The organism is Mycoavidus sp. B2-EB (assembly GCF_014218255.1).
Taxonomy (GTDB): Bacteria; Pseudomonadota; Gammaproteobacteria; order Burkholderiales; family Burkholderiaceae; genus Mycoavidus.
The window spans coordinates 1,814,297-1,832,353 of record NZ_AP021872.1 but is presented as its reverse complement, the minus strand read 5'-3'; the positions used below and the strand labels follow the sequence as shown (position 1 = coordinate 1,832,353).

Sequence of the window (18,057 nt, the reverse complement as noted above, 5' to 3'; positions counted from 1 at the left end):
ATGTGAGCGGATTGAGCTGGCTCGCATTTATTCGATTACTTTAGGGACTAGATAAAGGCCATCTTGTATGGCTGGTGCGTTACGCTGATATTCATCGCGCGCTGGGATTTCGGTTACTGTATCGGCACGCAAACGCAAGTGAGCATCTTGAATTTGCTCGATTGGATGAGCCAGCGGTTCAATCCCATCTGTATTAACCAATTGCATTTGGGCCACCAAATCAAAAAAATCATTAAGCTCTATCAGCGTACGCTCATCTTCGCCGGCAGCGAGCTCCAGGCGCGCGAGCTGAGCGATTTTTTTAACATCTATTAAGGTCAAAGCCATAGAAATAACTCAAAAAGTCTATCGGTCAGAAAAACTTGACTAAAAAGCGAAGTTTTATAGAAAATCATTTGCAGCACAAAAATAGTTTTCCTGCAAGGGAGAGCAAATTATAAGGTATGATTAGCTATTTTATTGAGTCAGTTAGGATCCTTTAATGTTTGGTTTTCTACGTAGTTACTTTTCTAATGACCTGGCGATTGATCTAGGTACCGCCAATACCCTGATTTATATGCGCGGTAAAGGTATTGTCTTAGATGAGCCATCAGTGGTGGCGATTCGCCAAGAAGGTGGGCCGAATGGCAAAAAAACCATTCAGGCGGTTGGCAAAGAGGCTAAACAAATGCTAGGCAAGGTGCCTGGCAATATTGAGGCCATTCGCCCCATGAAAGACGGCGTGATCGCAGATTTCACGGTCACTGAGCAGATGATAAAACAATTCATCAAAATGGCGCATGAATCACGCATGTTATCGCCGTCGCCGCGCATCATTATCTGTGTCCCATGCGGCTCAACCCAGGTTGAGCGTCGCGCGATTAAAGAAGCTGCCCATGGTGCCGGCGCGTCGCAAGTTTATTTGATTGAAGAGCCCATGGCCGCGGCGATTGGCGCAGGCTTGCCGGTTTCTGAGGCCACCGGTTCGATGGTGGTCGATATTGGCGGCGGTACGACCGAGGTTGGTGTGATTTCGCTGGGTGGTATTGTATATAAAGGATCAGTGCGGGTTGGCGGTGATAAATTCGATGAAGCCATTGTCAATTATATTCGGCGCAATTACGGCATGTTAATTGGCGAGCAAACGGCAGAAACCATTAAAAAGCAAATTGGCTCGGCTTTTCCGGGTTCTGAAGTCAAAGAAATGGAAGTTAAAGGGCGTAATTTGTCTGAGGGTATTCCTCGCAGCTTCACCGTCTCTAGTAATGAAGTGCTTGAAGCGCTCACTGAGCCGCTCAATCAAATTGTTTCGCAGGTCAAAATTGCACTCGAGCAAACGCCGCCAGAATTGGGCGCAGATGTGGCCGAGCGCGGCATGATGCTAACCGGTGGCGGGGCGCTGTTACATGATATTGACCGTCTGTTAGCTGAAGAGACTGGCTTGCCGGTTCTGATTGGTGAGGACCCGTTGACCTGTGTGGTACGCGGTTCAGGCATGGCGTTAGAACGGATGGATAAGCTGGGCAGCATTTTTTCGCATGATTAATCAACCTGAGTGTATGGGCGCTGCGCCGGCGCAGTCCAAATAATTAATGATTGGCGCTGACCATGGAATATAGTCCGCCGCCACTTTTCAAGCAGGGGCCGTCGGCATTTGCGCGGCTTATCATTTTCGTTACGTTAGCACTCGGGCTGTTGATTTGCGATGCCCGCTATCGTACGCTTGAGGCGCTACGTCAAATGATTGGGATTGGTCTTTATCCATTGCAACGCGTAGCGCTTGCGCCGCGTGATTTGGTGCGCGGCATCTCGGGCTTCTTCGTCATGCGTACGACGTTGCAGGCTGAAAATCAGGAACTCAAAACGCGCAACCTAAAACTCGCGCTACAAGCACTGCAAGCCGTTCAACTCGGCTCTGAGAATGCCCATCTACGTGCTTTGCTGCAATTTGAACAACGCGAAACCATGGGCGTGGTGTTAGCTGAGATTCAATATGATGCGCACGATCCTTTTACGCAAAAAGTGGTGATTGACCGTGGTTTGCGGCAGGGGATACAAGCGGGTGCGCCAGTGGTTAATGAAGAAGGTGTGATTGGTCAAGTAACGCGTGTCTACCCGCTGCAAGCTGAGGTTACCTTATTGACTGACAAAGACCAAGCGGTGCCAGTGCAATTGGTGCGTACTGGGGTAAGAAGCATTATTTATGGGACGCCGCGTGGCGATTTGCTTGAATTGCGCTATATTCCGGTCAGCACGGATATTCAAGTGGATGATCAATTAGTGACAAGCGGTCTGGACGGAGTTTTCCCGCCGGGCTTGCCAGTGGCGAGAGTCTTGCAAGTTGATCGTCAAGACGGGGCTGAATTCGCGCGTGTCATCTGCGTACCGTATACTCCAGTCCGTGGTGCGCGCCAGTTACTCGTACTGCATTATGAGGACCCGCCCCCGCTGGAATTAAATGACGCGGCGCATAATGGATTCAAAAATACTGCAAAAGCAACCGGCGACAACTCGCAGGTTAAAGCTAAAGCAACCCGTAATACGGTCCCAACGGAACCGATTAAGCCGCGCAAAAATACAAAATCGTCCATAAACGCTAAAAGCCCGCAGCAAAATTCTTCTGCGCCAGATACAACAAGCAAGGATTCGCAATGAATCGTTTGCATCACATTTTGTTGCCAGTGAGTCCGGTATTTATTGCATTGAGCCTGGCGGCGGCTTTTGTTTTAAATCTGCTGCCTTGGGGGCGGTTGATAGGCATGCCCGATTTTGTTGCTTTGGTCGTCCTGTTTTGGAATATCCATCAGCCGCGTAAAGTGGGTATGGGGATTTCCTTTGCATTGGGCTTATTAATGGATGTACACGACGCCAGCTTGTTTGGAGAGCATGCGCTAGCCTATACGCTACTTTCATATGGCGCGATTATGATCCATCGTCGAGTATTGTGGTTTTCTCTGCTGGGCCAGGCGCTGCATGTATTGCCCTTGCTCCTGCTAGCGCAAATTGTGCCATTTACGATTCGTTTAATGACCGGCGCCGCTTTTCCGGGATGGGGATATTTGATAGATGGTTTAGTTGAAGCCGCGCTTTGGCCAGTCGCAAGCTTGCTGCTGCTCGCCCCGCAAAAACGTTCCGCTCACAACGATGATACGCGTCCAATATGATGCAGCTGGCTAGTTTTAGCGTAAAACGCCTATCTGGTCGCTGGTTAGCGTTTCTACAAGCCTTTAGCTCGGGCTTATTGGCCGCCTGAGCCTAAATTTATGCCTGACTTTAAAGATACTGAACAGCAGTTGCAGCACTTTCGCCTGCGTGTGGCGGCGGCGGCGCTGTTTGTATTTCTGTGTTTTGCCCTGTTGGCGGCGCGTTTTCTATATTTGCAGATTTGGCGCTACGGACAATATTCGCTACAGGCAGATGAAAACCGCATCTCGGTCGCGCCTATGGTGCCAAGGCGAGGGGTTATTGCTGACCGCAATGGTATTGTATTAGCCCAAAATTATTCTGCTTATACGCTCGAAATTACCCCGGCAAAAATTAATGGTACGCTAGATGAGGTGATAAATAGCCTATCGCAAATTGTGGTGGTTGACGCGCGCGACCGACGCCGCTTTAAAAAGCTGTTAGAAGATTCAAAAAACTTTGAAAGTCTGCCTCTGCGTATCCGCCTTTCGGATACGGAAGTTGCGCGTTTCACAGCACAACGCTTTCGGTTTCCAGGCGTTGAGGTGCGTATTCGCTGGTTACGCCAATACCCGCTTGGCGCCACTGCAGCGCATGTAATTGGTTATATTGGTCGGCTCTCGCAGCGTGACCAGGAGCGCATTCGAAACGCGAGCGACCTGAATGATAGCGGGGTTAGAGCTTATGACCCGCGGCTTGATATGGACAATTATAAAGGCACCGACCATATCGGCAAAATTGGTGTTGAACAGAGTTATGAGACTGAGTTACACGGCCAGACGGGTTTTGAAGAGGTCGAAGTGACCGCGGGCGGACGCCCGGTGCGGACTTTGTCGCGCAGCCAATCCATCGCTGGCAATAACCTGATGCTCTCGTTAGATATTAGTTTGCAGCAAATTGCAGAGCAAGCTTTTGCCGGCCGGCGCGGGGCGCTCGTGGCGATTGAGCCAGCTACGGGCGATGTATTGGCTTTTGTTTCCGCTCCTAGCTTCGATCCAAATGCGTTTGTTGATGGGATAGATCAGCAAACGTGGGATGAATTAAATACCTCAACCGATCGTCCACTGTTAAATCGCCCATTGCAGGGGGCTTATCCGCCGGGTTCAACCTATAAGCCATTTGTTGCCCTCGCTGGGTTAGCTTTGGGCAAACGCACTCCGCAGTGGGGTTTTCAGGATCCTGGTTTTTATACTCTGGCGGGCCATACCTTCCGCGATGATGTGCCAGGTGGCCATGGCTGGGTGGATATGTATCGCTCGATTGTGCAATCATGCGACACTTATTACTATATGTTGGCGCGTGATCTGGGCGTGAATGCAATGGCCGACTTTATGGCGCCATGGGGTTTTGGGCAGTTAACCGGGATTGATATTGAAGGTGAGATGAGAGGTGTCTTGCCTTCGACCCACTGGAAAAAGAAAGCGTACCACCGACGCCCTGACCTACAACGATGGTACGACGGTGACACAATCAGCTTAGGAATTGGGCAAGGGTATAACTCATTTACTACGTTGCAACTGGCTCATGCAACTGCGACTCTAGCCAATGATGGCGTGGTGATGAAGCCCCATTTGGTAAAAACCATCGAACATCCGCGGACTCATGAAACCCGTCTGACAGTGCCAAGTGCGAGCTACCAAATCAATGTGAATCAGAAAGATATTGATTTTATTAAGCGCGCTATGGTTGGCGTGATGACGCAAGGAACCGCGGCAAATGCTTTTAGAGGAGCAAGCTACCAAGCGGCTGGCAAGACGGGTACTGCACAAGTCTTTTCATTGCAAGGTGCAAAATATCGTGCGCATACGTTAGCCGAGCATCGGCGCGATCATGCCTTATTTGTGGCTTACGCTCCTGCTGACAAGCCAACCATTGCGCTTGCGGTAGTCGTTGAAAATGGCGGCTGGGGGGCGCAGGCTGCCGCACCTATTGCCCGTAAGGTGCTTGATTATTATTTGGTAGAGCGTTTCAAACCAAAGGCCAACGCCGCTGCAATGCCGGCTCTGCCAGGTGCTGTGTCTGAAAAACCGGTCATCCAATAATCCGTAAGGTTCGTTGTGCCAGATTCGTCAAACCAGGAAATCTTGAAATATCTGGCGTTGCAAATCGCTACTACCAAGTAGCAAACACTCTCTGCTTCAAGCAAAACTATCTTGAGAGATTTGCAATATTTACAATCTGTTTATATTAAAGGGTAAGCATAGGGGGGCAGCGTGGGTATTGCAGGATTGGGATAAAGATGCCTTATGAGTGGGTGCACTGGGACATATTGGGACGTATTGGGACAAGTTCGGTTCTGACGGTTTTTGAGGGGTTTAAGTAATTTAGGCAAGGCCAGTCATGCCGTGGGCATCCAACATGCAAACGATACAGCATACCTTCGACCATTAAAAAATGCACATTCTGCTTGCGATAAATCTGCTCATCAAGCAGAATCTTTTCCAGCCTCGACCAAAATTCATCTGTAAGAAGTAATTGGGGCATTGCAAACGGATGTGTCTTAGTGTGGAACGTCAACAATACGAGTTTGCTCCTATTTCTTAAACAATGAACTACAAACTTCAACGCGTCCTAGAATGTTGATTGAAACTTACTCAAAACGCATTAAACCGTTTTTCACCGGTTTTGATCGGACTTTTGTCCTTTTTGTTGTGCTGTTAATTGCAGTTGGCATACTGACTTTATATAGCGCAAGTTTTAATATGCCGGGACGCGTACAAGACCAACTGCGTAATGTCTTATTAACCTTTGTTCTAATGTGGGGAATTGCCAATTTATCGCCACAAATATTAATGCGTTTGGCGGTTCCCTTGTACACGGTGGGCATTAGTTTACTGATTGCTGTCGCGCTATTCGGTTTGGTGCGCAAAGGCGCACAGCGCTGGATTAATATTGGGATTGTGGTTCAGCCCTCCGAAATCATGAAAATCGCCATGCCATTGATGTTGGCGTGGTATTACCAACGGCGTGAGAGTGCGCTGCGTTGGTACGATCATATTGCAGCATTGGCACTGCTTGCCATCCCCGTCGGTTTGATCGCTAAGCAACCGGACTTGGGTACAGCCGTGCTGGTTTTTGCCGCCGGATTTTTTGTGATTTATTTGGCCGGTCTGAGCTTTAAATTAATTTTGCCGATCTTGCTGGCGGTGACGATTGCGGCGGGTTCGTTGATTGCATTTGAGCATAAAATCTGCCAGCCGCAAACACAATGGCCCCTATTGCATGACTACCAAAAGCATCGTATTTGCACATTGCTTGATCCAACCACAGATCCGCTTGGCAAAGGTTTTCATACGATTCAAGCCGTCATTGCGATTGGCTCAGGGGGCATCTTTGGCAAGGGCTGGCTAAAAGGGACTCAAGCCCATCTCGAATTTATTCCTGAGCGGCATACAGATTTTATTTTTGCCGTGTATGCAGAAGAATTTGGCCTGGTTGGCAGTATTGCGCTGCTCTTATTGTATTTATGCCTGATTGTGCGCGGATTATATGTTGCCGCGAATGGCGCGACGCTTTTTGCTCGTTTATTGGCAGGCTCGCTTACGTTAAGCTTTTTCACCTATGCGTTTGTTAACATTGGCATGGTGATTGGTTTATTACCCGTAGTTGGCGTGCCGCTGCCATTCATGAGCTACGGTGGAACTGCCTTGGTTACGCTGGGTATTGCGGTGGGTTTAGTCCTGAGTATGGGGCGGCAAAAACGTCTAATCCAGAGTTAAATTGAGGTAGCGCTTGAATGAACTGAGCGCTCAACCTCTGCCCAACAATTTGGCGTTTCATATAAACGCACCCGTTTAAGTTGTAATTCTGCGCCATAGTGATGGTTATATGCGGCAGTAAGCCGATCAAAAGCAATCCGCGCAAGATTTTCGACGGTTGGGATATGCTCAAGGACAACGGTTTTGTGGTTGGGCAGCGTTGCCAGAAAATCCCGTACTGGCGTATCGCCAGCGTACACTAAAAAAGCATGATCCCAGTGCTCAACCAAGTGCGCAAGAGCGAGCGCTTTCACCTGTGCAAAATCCATCACCATACCGCGGTCGGGCGCACCTTCAGTAAGAATGGGCTCGCCCTCTAGCGTAATTTCAAGTACATAACGATGCCCATGTAAATTACAGCATAAGCTACGGTGGTCTGGGATCCGGTGGCCAGCATCAAATTCAAGTTTGCGAGTGATTGTTAACACAGAAGTACTAATTTAAGGGATGTTTAAATATTTGTGGGTTTGTATCGATAAGCGCCAGCGCGGATGCTGTTTACACCAATCGATCGCAAATTGCGTATTCAATGCGCGCGCAGCATTATCCATAGGTTGCACCAAAAAATGCTCGAAATCGAGTGACTCATAAGCTAAAAGTTGCTGATTAGCCTGCGGCACCACAACTTTTAGCTCATGGCCCTGCGTCACGACTAATGGTGCGTCTGCTTTGGGGCTAACGCAAATCCAATCAATGCCGGCGGGTATCGGTAGCGTGCCATTGGTTTCAAGCGCAATTTCAAAGTGTGCGGCATGCAGCGCTTGGATTAAATCATCATCAAGCTGGAGTAAGGGTTCCCCGCCAGTACAGACAACCAAGCGATGCCTTGCATCTGATGGCCAGAGAGCAGAAATTTGAGCGACTAATGACGCGGCATTTTTATATTTCCCACCCTTTTCGCCATCTGTCCCAACAAAATCCGTATCACAAAAGCGGCAAACCGCTTGGGCGCGATTTTGCTCGCGGCCAGACCATAAATTACAACCCGCAAAGCGGCAAAATACAGCAGGACGACCGGCATTAATGCCTTCGCCTTGCAATGTATAAAAAATTTCTTTAATCGAATAAGAAGCCATAACCAAGAGTTTACCGGCTTAAGGCTACCCTGTTTTTAATTTAGGCCCGCTACGAAGGCGGTATACCCTTGTTTACGCAACATGCAAGATGGACATTCGCCGCAACCATAGCCCCAGTCATGTAGTGTATTACGCTTGCCCAGATAGCAGGTGTGTGTTTCAAGTCGAACTAAGTCAACCAATAACTCGCCGCCAAGCGTATAGGCAAGCTGCCAGGTTTGCGCTTTATCAAGCCACATCAACGGAGTTTCGATCACAAAACGGCGATCCATCCCCAGATTGAGGGCGACTTGCAGTGCTTTGACGGTATCGTCACGGCAATCTGGATAACCGGAAAAATCAGTTTCGCACATTCCTGCTACGAGTACCTGTAAATTCCGTCGATACGCGAATGCGGCAGCGACCGTCAAGAACAGTAAATTACGGCCTGGCACAAAGGTATTGGGTAACCCGTTAGCAAGTGTCTCAATCTGAATATCGCGCGTCATGGCCGTATCGCTGATAGCCCCAAATACAGACAAATCGACCAGATGATCACCATGTAAGCGGGTACGCCAAGGCGCGAATGCTTCAGTTTCTATGAGACGCGTTCGAAAAAGGTTGCGGCATTCAAGTTCAACCCGATGGCGTTGGCCGTAATCAAAGCCGATGGTTTCAACATGATGAAACCGCTGCAGCGCCCAGGCAAGGCAGGTCGCCGAATCTTGGCCGCCGGAGAATAGTACGAGTGCACGGCTATGAGGGTTTGTTTGCGCCGCCACTTTAGTCTCCTGTCATGGAACCTATGGACAAAAGAAAGACTTGCTAACACCCAAGTCCTGAAGTACTGGTGGCCCGGGGCGGGTTCGAACCACCGACACACGGATTTTCAGTCCGCTGCTCTACCGACTGAGCTACCAGGCCACAAAGCCGAGAGTATAGCAAAGAACTCTTGCGTGTGTATAGATTTGCCGCTTGCGATGTTTATGCCATTCGCGTTCAGCGCAGCATTTTTTGTTCCTGGATAGATTTTCGATACGCTTTCGGAAGAATCTTATATAAAAAATTTTCGGAAGGAGGGATTCGCTATGCAAAATCGGGATTTTTCTAGGACAGAGCCTGCGGCAAGGGGAATAAAAATCTTGACGATGCCAGTGATAAGCGCCTGGCGATTCATGCTAAGGATGCTGCCAACGATGACACAAGCACTAAATAAATAGACAAATTTAGTCGAGTGCCAAAAGTCGCTGATTACCGTAATTAATTCACTAGGTAAGATTTTGTAATGGGCCAGACAGGCTGGAAGGAGGATGCTTACGATAACCGGCCCGCCTATTTGTCGTAGAACCGGAATGCGCTCACCTATTGCGGCACAGGTAAAGCCGCATGCGGCAAGCAGCGCGATCATGATTGAAATATCGCCAGAGATTTCTTTTAGGGCTAGCAGAATTCCTAGGCAAGCAAGGATAAGGAAATATGCCGGCAACGGGATAATGCCAACTCTCTTATTAATTAGCCTTTGCCAGTGAGCGCACCTGAATAAAAGTCTGAGTCTCCCCATTTCCGTGAATTTATCAAATTTGCTTCAGACCCAAAGCGACAGGCATTGCTTGCAGAATACGCGATTGGCCCAATACAGCGAGACGCCTTCAATTATATTAAACCTAAGCAGGCTATGCATCTTACAAGCTATCCCACGAATCTTGAAAAAGGGCGGCACGTTGATGCTACTTATTGGCTTAAAAATCAAAATAGCATGATCCTACGTTTTAATGAATGGATGCTAGGTCAAGCGAGGGCATAATACTGTTCTCAGCAGTGGTTGCATCTATTTGCAGATCTCACGAACCTAAAATTTATTTGACCCTTGCTATTCAAAGCACCCCCTAAGTGTTTTCAGAATTCTATCGAGAGGGCACTTCTAAAAAAGCAACGGCATGAAAAATACGATTGCTTAAAGGGAGGGATTGTCATGGAGTTATGCTGTATCGAAGATGTACTCGTCTCCAATAAAATGACTCCAGCGCCGCAGTATGGTCGGAAAAAGATATTCGTCAAATAGGAACACCTAGTTTTATCGTTGTTTTTTCAATAGAAGGGCGGCGGCTATATTCGGTGAGTAAACTCTTAAAGTGTGGTTTGTGAACCACTCTATCATTAAAACGGGTTGTAGGTTTCCGCTGCTTAGAGTAGATTGTTTGTTGCTCATTTGGCAATGTTAAGAAATAAATAAGCAATCCTGGTTTTTTTGGTTTCACTCTATAATTTTTTAAACTAAATAAGGGTGCTTTGGGGGCAAAGAAGATGATCATTAATCAAAAAAGACTGCGCTATTTCTATGCGGTGCACACCAATGGAAAAATCCGCAAAGCCGCAGATTATTTAGATATTGATTGTTCTGTCATCACTCGCCAGATTGCGCTATTAGAAGAAGAGATAGGTGAAAAGTTATTCGAGCGGCATTCTCGAGGTATGACATTAACGGAGGTGGGGGCATTATTGCTTGATTACTACCGCTATACTCAGAATGCCCAGCAAGCTTTTGAGACAGGTTTACAGGAATTGCGCGGAATGAAGCGAGGAGCAATTCGTATTGTTGTGCTCAAAGCGTATGGTGAGCTTCTAGTAGAGAGTGTGCTCAGTGATTTCTGTAAAGAGCATTCTGGTTTAAATATTTCGATTACAGAAACCAGTACAGCCGATCAAGCAGTGGCTGAGGTCATCGCGGATGAGGCACATATAGGAATTATGAGCCATTATTCTCTAAATAACCAAAATATTAAATACAGTGTTTGTGCGTCGCTTCCTATGTGTTTAGTGGTAAGTCATAAGCACCCGCTGGCGGTCCAGAAAAAGGTTACTTTCTCGGATGCAGCACGTTACCCGCTGGCGTTGCCGTCCCCTACATCTAATTTGTGGCATATGATTCGGGAAGCCGAACGCTTGGAGAACATCCAACTCACTCCGGCATTTATCAGTGACTCTATCTCTGCTCGGAAAAAATTTTCTAGTATTGATAACGGCGGAACGTTGATGTCAGCACTTGCTGCGGCCCAAGAAATTAAAACCGGTCAGCTGGTGGCACTTGAAATAGATCACCAATGTTTTCAAGCGTTCCAACTCTGTTTGGTTGTCAAAAGGAATAAGCCATTTCTTCCGGCAATGAATCAACTACTTAGAACGCTCGAAGCAAAACTACGGGTTTGCGCGCAGACGGCTAAGGGCCTGAGCGCTCATTAATGAGACTTAATAACTGTGGAGCCCCTTTTTGATTACTCGCCGCACAACCATTAAGGCACTAGCCGTTGCTGCAACCGCCCCTTTTGTCTGGACGCCTTCCCGGGCGGCTTCGCGACAGATCATCATACGTGATCCTGGTGGAATTTATGCAAAAATATACCAAGACATTTTATACAAGCCTTTTACGCAAGAGACGGGTATTGGAGTGATCAGCATCCAGTCTGATGCAGAACCGACTGCGCAGATTCGGACGATGGTTGAGAGTAAGTGTTATCTATGGGATATGGTGGCGATCAGTCATCGGGCGGTTCTATTTATGACAACAGACAAGGTTTATCTGGAAAAGCACGAGCTTGAAGATGATCCTATTGTTTCATCGATTCCACCTCATTTTAGATCCGCATACGGAGTGGGCACGAATGCATATGCGACTGTACTTGCCTATAGGACAGATGCTTTTAAAAGGCATCAAGCACCTCAATCATGGAAAGATTTTTGGGATGTAGAAAGATTCCCTGGCCGTCGCAGTCTACGTAAGCTTCCTTATGACACGATTGAAATTGCATTAATGGCGGATGGTGTTCCGCTAGAGAAAATTTATCCGTGTAATCTTGATAGAGCGCTTAGTAGCCTTGATACGATTAAACCCCATGTCTCAGTCTGGTGGGGAGGGAGCGGACCACAGACCGAACATTTGCTGAAAACCCGTGAAGTTGATTTAATTCCGGTTTTTAGTATTTGGGCGCAGGCTGCCATAGATGCTGGTGCGCCGGTTGCAATTTCATGGGAACAGCACCTTTACGGATGTCACAATTGGGCAATTTTGAAAGGAAGCCCTAATGCCGATGCCTGCCGAAAATTTATTCGGTTTGCCTGTCACCCAAAGCGGCAAGCGCTACTCGCGCCATACGGAATTGGACCTACTCACCCTGATGCGTTTAAGTCAAATTATATTCATTCGAAATATGTTAGGCGTCTTCCAACTCATCCAGATAACCTTAAAAAAGGTTTATTTATTGATGCTTCGTATTGGCTTAAACAAGATGACATCATCCAACGATTTAACCACTGGCTATTGGTTTGATACCCGTAACTAGTACATTCTTATCTCCTAGATCTGAGTATTCATTTAACCTCCCCATCAAGCATAGCCTTTAAGCGTTAGCGTTTAGGGTACATAAAAGAAGCAACGGTATTTGCACATGCCGCTGCTTAAGAGAGGATTAGCCATGACTCATTCTGTATCAAAGGTGCGCTCGCTCTTCAATCAGCTGATTCTGATGCGAGTTAGTGTGGCCAAGAAAAAATATTCATCGAATAGGTCGGACAAGCTTTAACGCTGTTTTTTCCAGCAACAGGCGTACCATCGAAGTGTTACCTTTTGCTCACTGTATATTTAATCAGCTACTACTTTTTTCTTTTTTAAGGTAGATTATTTACTACTTATTTAACAACATCAAAGCAGAAAAAGCGAATCTTAGCCGGTATGAGGTTACTCTATAATTTTCTGCAGCGGGAATAGTTTAGGAACGGGGACGATGGTCATCAATCAGAAGCGACTGCTTTATTTCCATGCGGTTTATGCCCAAGGAAAAATCCGCAAAGCAGCAGATCATTTAAATACGGACTGTTCTGTCATTACCCGCCAGATTCAGCTATTAGAACAGGAGTTGGGCGCTAAACTGTTTGAGAGGCGTCCTAGAGGGATGGCGCCGACTGAGGCGGGTGAATTATTAATGGAATACTATCGGGGCCAATATAAATTAGAAGAGACTCTAATGGTTCGCTTACAAGAGCTGGAGCAACGGGGCAATATTCATCTTGCTATGCCTACTGCCTTTGTGATTCCATTAATGAGCATATTTGATGATTTCCGCCTTCAATACCCTAATGTGCATCTTCATATCGAAGAAATTTTTGAGTCTAATAAAATTGTCAGCTTAGTTGCTGAAGATATTGTGCATATAGGCGTAATTCATTGTTGCTCTAATTTTCCGGATATTCGTTGCTACGCAAGCGAGCCTTTACCTTTAAGGCTATTGGTCAATAAAACTCATCCGCTCTCTGATCGGCGCAAGGTCACTTTTTCAGAAGCGATAAGCTATCCATTTTCATTAGCTGCTGCCACAGATATTGTTTCATCCTCAATAAAGAAAGCCGCTCTTTCCGAGAAAATTGAGCTGCCTCTTCCAGTATTCGTTAGTAATTCAACCGTAGCCCGGAAAATCTTTGCTTGCACGGGCTCGGGTGGAATATTTATGTCGGAATTTTCAGCGTATGAGGAAATTAAAACGGGTAAGCTGGTGGCGCTGGAAGTCGAACATCCAGTTTTTAATTCAGCCGAGCTGAGCCTCATTGTTAGACGAGGCAAATCACTTTCGTCAGCAGCGAATCAATTGCTTAGATTGCTTTCTTCAAGATTACCTATGTTCAGACAGCTTAAGCCAGAGGCTAGTGATAGCCTAATACATTGAGGACTCCAGATGAATCATCCACCTAACGAAAAACGTAGAGCAGCGGTTAGAAAAATGGTTGCTTTAAGCGCAGCAGTGGTAGCTTCGCCTTTTGTCATTACCTCTGCTAGGGGAGCGGGTAAAGAAAGTGTTAAGCAAAAAATAGTCATCCGTACTTCGGGCGGCTATCTTCAGCAGGCATACACAGAAATCCTATTCAAACCTTTTAAGCAAAAATTTGGGATTGAAGTGATCGGCATTCCATCCAACGCCGAGCCCACCGCAGAAGTTAAGGCAATGGTCGAAACCAAAGCTTACACATGGAATATGGCAAGTCTTAGCCATCGGGCGATCCAGTTTTTGGGTCCAGCTTATCTAGAGCCACATGGACTTGAACATGATCCCGTGGTCTCAACCATTATGCCGCAATTCATGTCACCTTACAGCGTAGGGACGAACGTATTTACGATCGTGCTTGCGTATCGCACGGATGCTTTTAAAGCGCGCCAAGCGCCAAGAACATGGCAGGATTTTTGGGATACCAATAACTTTCCTGGCCGCCGCGGGCTGCGCAGAAGCCCCTTCGATACCATCGAACAAGCGCTTATGGCAGATGGCGTTCCTCCGAGTCAAGTTTACCCATGTGAACTCGATCGTGCCTTTCGCAGTCTGGACAGAATTAAATCTCATATCTCCGTCTGGTACCAAAATGCCCCGGAAACTGAACAACTTCTTAAATCTGGCGAAGTCGATTTAATCCCGGCTTTTACGGACCGCGTGCTAGCTGCGATTAAGGCTGGCGCACCCGTTACATTTTCGTGGGATCAGCATATCTATGGATACGATAATTGGACCATTCTAAAAGGCGCACCTAACGTTGATGCTTGCCGTGAATTCATCAAATTTGCCTCACATCCACGGCAGCAGGCACTGCTTGCACCGTACGGGATAGGGCCCACCCAACCGGAGGTTTTAAAGCCAGGCTATATTGATCTAAAGCATGCCAAGCTGCTTGCGACTTATCCAGACAACCTCAAAAAAGGTCTCCCTAGCAACGCTTTATACTGGATGAACCATCAAAGCTCGGTGATTGAGCGCTATAGTCGGTGGATGCTAAGTTAGCTAAACGTTTAACCGATTCGAGCTGACTTCCGCTGTCTTTACCTTTACGTAAGTTAGTGAAGTAAAAATCATCCGCTAGCCAATAGGCATAAAGTGGGAATTTACCCTGTTCCATCAACATTAGGAACGTAAATGGAAGATCAAAATAAGCCTAACAATAACCGCCGTAACCTGATGAAGGCAGTCGCGGCGGTAGGGATAACAGCAGTTTCTATTCCGTTCATTATGACTTCTCGAAAAACGGCTCAGAAACGCCTTCCTCATAAAGATCAAGACATTGTCATTCGCACTTCGGGCGGGAAAAGCCACCTCGCTTATACCAAGATACTTTTTGAACCTTTTACCGAAGAAACAGGTATTAAAGTAACTGGCATTCCATCCAATGTGGAGCCTATCGCAGAAATTAAAACGATGGTTAATACGCAAACGTATCACTGGAGTATGGCGTGTTTAGGCAGCAGAGCAATCCCCATTCTTAGTCAGTTAGGCTATTTAGAACCGCATGGGCTAATGAATGATAATGTCGTCAAAAACATGATTCCGCAGGCTTTATCAAACTATAGCGTTGGGAAGAATGTTTACACTACAGTATTGGCCTATCGGACAGATATTTTTAAAGGCCGTTCTATACCGAGAACGTGGGGAGATTTTTGGAACGTGGAAAAATTTCCTGGCCTGCGCGGCCTACGTCAAATCCCGTTCGATACGCTTGAAGAAGCGCTGATGGCTGATGGCGTGGCTCCTAGCGAAGTGTATTCTTGTGCGGATGGAGTTAACCGTGCATTTCGCAGCTTAGATAAAATTAAGTCGCATATCTCTATCTGGTGGCAGAATAACCCGCAAGCTGAGCATCTATTAAAAGCCGGGGAAGTGCATCTGATTCCGGCTTTTTCCACTTCTGTCATATCTGCCATGGAGGCGGGGGCACCCGTTACATTCTCCTGGGATCAACACATTTACGCATATGACAGTTGGACTATTTTAAGGGGAGCACCTAACGCTGACGCTTGCCGAGAATTTATCCGGTTTGCGACGGATCCTGAGAGGCAAGCGCGCCTTATACCCTATGGGATTGCACCCACTCAACCGGCCGCGTTGGAACCCAGTATTTTGAAAAAAAACGATATTAATCCCAAGTATCTAACGTTACTCGCAACGTACCCAGACAATTTAAAAAAAGGCCTGTTTAATGATGGTTTGTATTGGATGGATAAGCATAGCTCGATTATCGAACGGTTTAACGAATGGAGGCTAGGCCAAGCAGGCGCTTGAATGTTTAGCGCTTAATCCATTAAATCTCTAGCTCATCGGCCCGATGACAAGCAACCTGCCGATGATCCACCTCGCGTAAGACGGGCACTTCATGCCGACAACGCTCAATCGCATAAGGGCAACGCTGGTGAAACGTGCAGCCGGCCGGAGGATTCAGCGGGGACGGAAGCTCTCCTTCAAGGTGAATTTGAATGCGTCTTTCAGAAGAGCGGATTGCTGGGGTAGCGGACATAAGGGCGCGCGTATAGGGATGACGGGCGCGGGCAAAAAGCGTATTTTTGTCGCCAAATTCAACAATCCCCCCAAGATACATGACCATCACGTCATGCGCGATATGTTCGACTACAGATAGATCATGCGAGATAAATACATAGCTAATACCGAAACGATCCTGTAAATCCATGAAAAGATTGAGGATTTGCGCTTGAATAGACACATCAAGCGCAGAGACGGGCTCATCGGCCACTACAATTTGCGGCTCAAGAATCATCGCCCGAGCAATCGCAATGCGTTGTTGCTGGCCGCCAGAAAACATATGTGGGTAACGCCTCATATGCTCAGGCCGTAAGCCAACCGTAGCGATCATTTCCTCGATGCGCGCCAAGCGGGTGGCCTGATCGAAATCCGTATTAATAATGAGGGGTTCGGCTAAAGTAGCGTAAACGGTTTTTCTTGGGTTAAGCGACGCAAATGGATGCTGGAAAACCATTTGTACGCAGCGGCGTAGCATTGCACGGGTAGCGCGGTTAGCGGTAGCAGCGTTATGACCATTGATCAAAAGTGTGCCTGAAGTAGGCTCTTCAACCATCGTAATTTGGCGTGCAAGCGTTGATTTGCCACAGCCTGATTCCCCAACTACGGCAAGCGTTTTGCCGCGCGCGAGAGAAAATGACACTTGATTCAATGCGCTCACTAAGCTGTGCCCAAGGAATCCTTGGCGCACCGAATAATGTTTAGTTAAACCTTCCGCGACAAGCACGGTGTCAGGGGCATTCATGATGTAAAGTAAGAGGCGGCAGGTGTATGAGCGGCTGATTGCAAATTAAGCGGTTTAATGCAGCGTACCGCGCCTCCTTCAAGAGGTGTCAATGGCGGCCGCGCTTGTTCACAAGCGTCAATTCTATATTTACACCGCGGCGCAAATAGGCAGCCTGGCGGACGGTCCTGATGCCCAGGTACCACGCCTGACAGCGCTACGAGGCGCTTGGCTCCGCGGTTATGCTCGGGAATTGCCGTCAGTAATGCTTCTGTATAGGGGTGATGCGGTTGCTCAAAAATTTTGGGCACGTCATTTGTTTCAACAATCTCGCCCGCATACATGACCGCGACTCGTCGCGCAACTTGCGAGACTACGGCAAGATCATGCGAAATTAATACGAGCGCCATACAACGTTCTTTTTGTAAATCAACCAGCAATTGCATAATCTGGGCTTGAATGGTGACATCAAGCGCAGTGGTTGGTTCATCGGCAATCAGCAATTTGGGATTGCAGGCAATCGCCATAGCAATCATTACGCGCTGATTCATCCCGCCCGAGAGTTGGTGTGGGAAAGAGTTGATGCGATTTTTGGCATCTGAAATCCCAACTTGATCAAGTAACTCTAGCGTACGCGCATGGAGCGCCGCGCCACGTAAGTCTTCATGTTGATGCAGTACTTCTTTGATCTGTGCGCCTACGGTGTAGCTTGGATTAAGGCTTGCCAAAGGGTCTTGAAACACCATTGAAATATCTTTGCCGATAATTTTTCGCCGGGCCCGAGGCGATGCATTGAGCAAATCTTGCCCATTGAACTGGATCTTGTCGGCGCGTACTTGACCCGGTGCATCAATGAGTCCCATTAAAGCCAGCATGGTAATGCTTTTGCCACACCCTGATTCACCGACAATCCCTACGACCTCGCCAGGTGCAATGTCGAAATCGATGCGCTCCACGACTGGCGGTCCACCAAAACTGATCGAAAGCTGGCGGATAGTTAAAAGGTTTGGTTTCATCTA

17 protein-coding genes and 1 tRNA gene are annotated in these 18,057 nt (G+C 47.5%); 10 read left to right on the top strand and 8 right to left on the bottom strand.

All coding sequences use genetic code 11. The features are described from left to right. Nucleotides 1–27 precede the first annotated feature (27 nt). Complete coding sequence (gatC, locus tag MPB2EB_RS08235; RefSeq protein ID WP_185181830.1) at nt 28–327, bottom strand: Asp-tRNA(Asn)/Glu-tRNA(Gln) amidotransferase subunit GatC; 300 nt, start codon at nt 325–327, stop codon at nt 28–30. A 154-nt stretch (nt 328–481) separates the two neighbouring features. On the opposite strand from gatC, the gene MPB2EB_RS08230 reads away from it, so the two are divergent. From MPB2EB_RS08230 to rodA, 5 genes are all read left to right on the top strand, one after another. Then, complete coding sequence (locus tag MPB2EB_RS08230; RefSeq protein WP_185181829.1) at nt 482–1,525, top strand: rod shape-determining protein; 1,044 nt, start codon at nt 482–484, stop codon at nt 1,523–1,525. A 62-nt stretch (nt 1,526–1,587) separates the two neighbouring features. Beyond that, nucleotides 1,588–2,634 (top strand): rod shape-determining protein MreC, encoded by a 1,047-nt coding sequence (gene mreC / locus MPB2EB_RS08225; protein ID WP_185181828.1) that lies wholly within the window; start codon nt 1,588–1,590, stop codon nt 2,632–2,634. After that, on the top strand, nt 2,631–3,143 hold the full coding sequence (gene mreD, locus MPB2EB_RS08220; RefSeq protein WP_185181827.1) for a rod shape-determining protein MreD: 513 nt from the start codon (nt 2,631–2,633) through the stop codon (nt 3,141–3,143). The genes mreC and mreD overlap by 4 nt, the downstream gene beginning before the upstream one ends. Before the next feature lie 99 nt (nt 3,144–3,242). Beyond that, entirely contained in the window at nt 3,243–5,204 is a 1,962-nt protein-coding gene (mrdA, locus tag MPB2EB_RS08215; protein ID WP_185181826.1) for a penicillin-binding protein 2, read from the top strand. Nucleotides 5,205–5,738: 534 nt separating this feature from the next. Continuing rightward, nucleotides 5,739–6,881 (top strand): rod shape-determining protein RodA, encoded by a 1,143-nt coding sequence (gene rodA, locus MPB2EB_RS08210; RefSeq protein ID WP_185181825.1) that lies wholly within the window; start codon nt 5,739–5,741, stop codon nt 6,879–6,881. Here rodA and MPB2EB_RS08205 read toward each other — a convergent pair. The 5 genes from MPB2EB_RS08205 to MPB2EB_RS08185 form a co-directional block, all read right to left on the bottom strand. Continuing rightward, complete coding sequence (locus MPB2EB_RS08205; RefSeq protein WP_185181824.1) at nt 6,878–7,348, bottom strand: 6-carboxytetrahydropterin synthase; 471 nt, start codon at nt 7,346–7,348, stop codon at nt 6,878–6,880. The genes rodA and MPB2EB_RS08205 overlap by 4 nt on opposite strands. Before the next feature lie 12 nt (nt 7,349–7,360). Continuing rightward, a complete protein-coding gene (gene queE / locus MPB2EB_RS08200) occupies nt 7,361–7,996 on the bottom strand; it encodes a 7-carboxy-7-deazaguanine synthase (protein ID WP_185181823.1) in 636 nt (211 codons plus the stop codon). A gap of 35 nt (nt 7,997–8,031) precedes the next feature. Beyond that, complete coding sequence (queC, locus tag MPB2EB_RS08195; protein WP_185181822.1) at nt 8,032–8,757, bottom strand: 7-cyano-7-deazaguanine synthase QueC; 726 nt, start codon at nt 8,755–8,757, stop codon at nt 8,032–8,034. A gap of 66 nt (nt 8,758–8,823) precedes the next feature. Continuing rightward, nucleotides 8,824–8,899, bottom strand: a tRNA-Phe gene (locus tag MPB2EB_RS08190). Between the two features lie 130 nt (nt 8,900–9,029). Continuing rightward, nucleotides 9,030–9,536, bottom strand: coding sequence for a 2-hydroxycarboxylate transporter family protein (locus MPB2EB_RS08185; protein WP_232534438.1), 507 nt, complete (start codon nt 9,534–9,536; stop codon nt 9,030–9,032). A 743-nt stretch (nt 9,537–10,279) separates the two neighbouring features. Here MPB2EB_RS08185 and MPB2EB_RS08180 point away from each other — a divergent pair. The 5 genes from MPB2EB_RS08180 (at nt 10,280) to MPB2EB_RS08160 (ending at nt 16,062) form a co-directional block, all read left to right on the top strand. Next, entirely contained in the window at nt 10,280–11,215 is a 936-nt protein-coding gene (locus MPB2EB_RS08180) for a LysR family transcriptional regulator (protein WP_185181820.1), read from the top strand. Nucleotides 11,216–11,243: 28 nt separating this feature from the next. Further along, nucleotides 11,244–12,299 (top strand): ABC transporter substrate-binding protein, encoded by a 1,056-nt coding sequence (locus MPB2EB_RS08175; protein WP_232534437.1) that lies wholly within the window; start codon nt 11,244–11,246, stop codon nt 12,297–12,299. A gap of 454 nt (nt 12,300–12,753) precedes the next feature. After that, nucleotides 12,754–13,689 carry a LysR family transcriptional regulator gene (locus tag MPB2EB_RS08170; RefSeq protein WP_185181819.1) on the top strand — a complete coding sequence of 312 codons (936 nt, stop codon included), beginning with the start codon at nt 12,754–12,756 and terminating at the stop codon, nt 13,687–13,689. A gap of 9 nt (nt 13,690–13,698) precedes the next feature. Beyond that, nucleotides 13,699–14,790: an ABC transporter substrate-binding protein gene (locus MPB2EB_RS08165; RefSeq protein ID WP_185181818.1), complete on the top strand. Its 1,092-nt coding sequence runs from the start codon at nt 13,699–13,701 to the stop codon at nt 14,788–14,790. Between the two features lie 132 nt (nt 14,791–14,922). After that, entirely contained in the window at nt 14,923–16,062 is a 1,140-nt protein-coding gene (locus tag MPB2EB_RS08160) for an ABC transporter substrate-binding protein (protein ID WP_185181817.1), read from the top strand. Nucleotides 16,063–16,081: 19 nt separating this feature from the next. Here the strand turns inward: MPB2EB_RS08160 and MPB2EB_RS08155 are convergent, their stop codons facing one another. Then, the gene (locus tag MPB2EB_RS08155) at nt 16,082–17,059 is read right to left on the bottom strand and encodes a dipeptide ABC transporter ATP-binding protein (protein ID WP_185181816.1); all 978 of its coding nucleotides are present in this window, start codon (nt 17,057–17,059) and stop codon (nt 16,082–16,084) included. Beyond that, complete coding sequence (locus MPB2EB_RS08150) at nt 17,056–18,054, bottom strand: ABC transporter ATP-binding protein (protein WP_185181815.1); 999 nt, start codon at nt 18,052–18,054, stop codon at nt 17,056–17,058. Before MPB2EB_RS08150 ends, MPB2EB_RS08155 begins: the two co-directional genes overlap by 4 nt. Nucleotides 18,055–18,057: the final 3 nt, after the last annotated feature.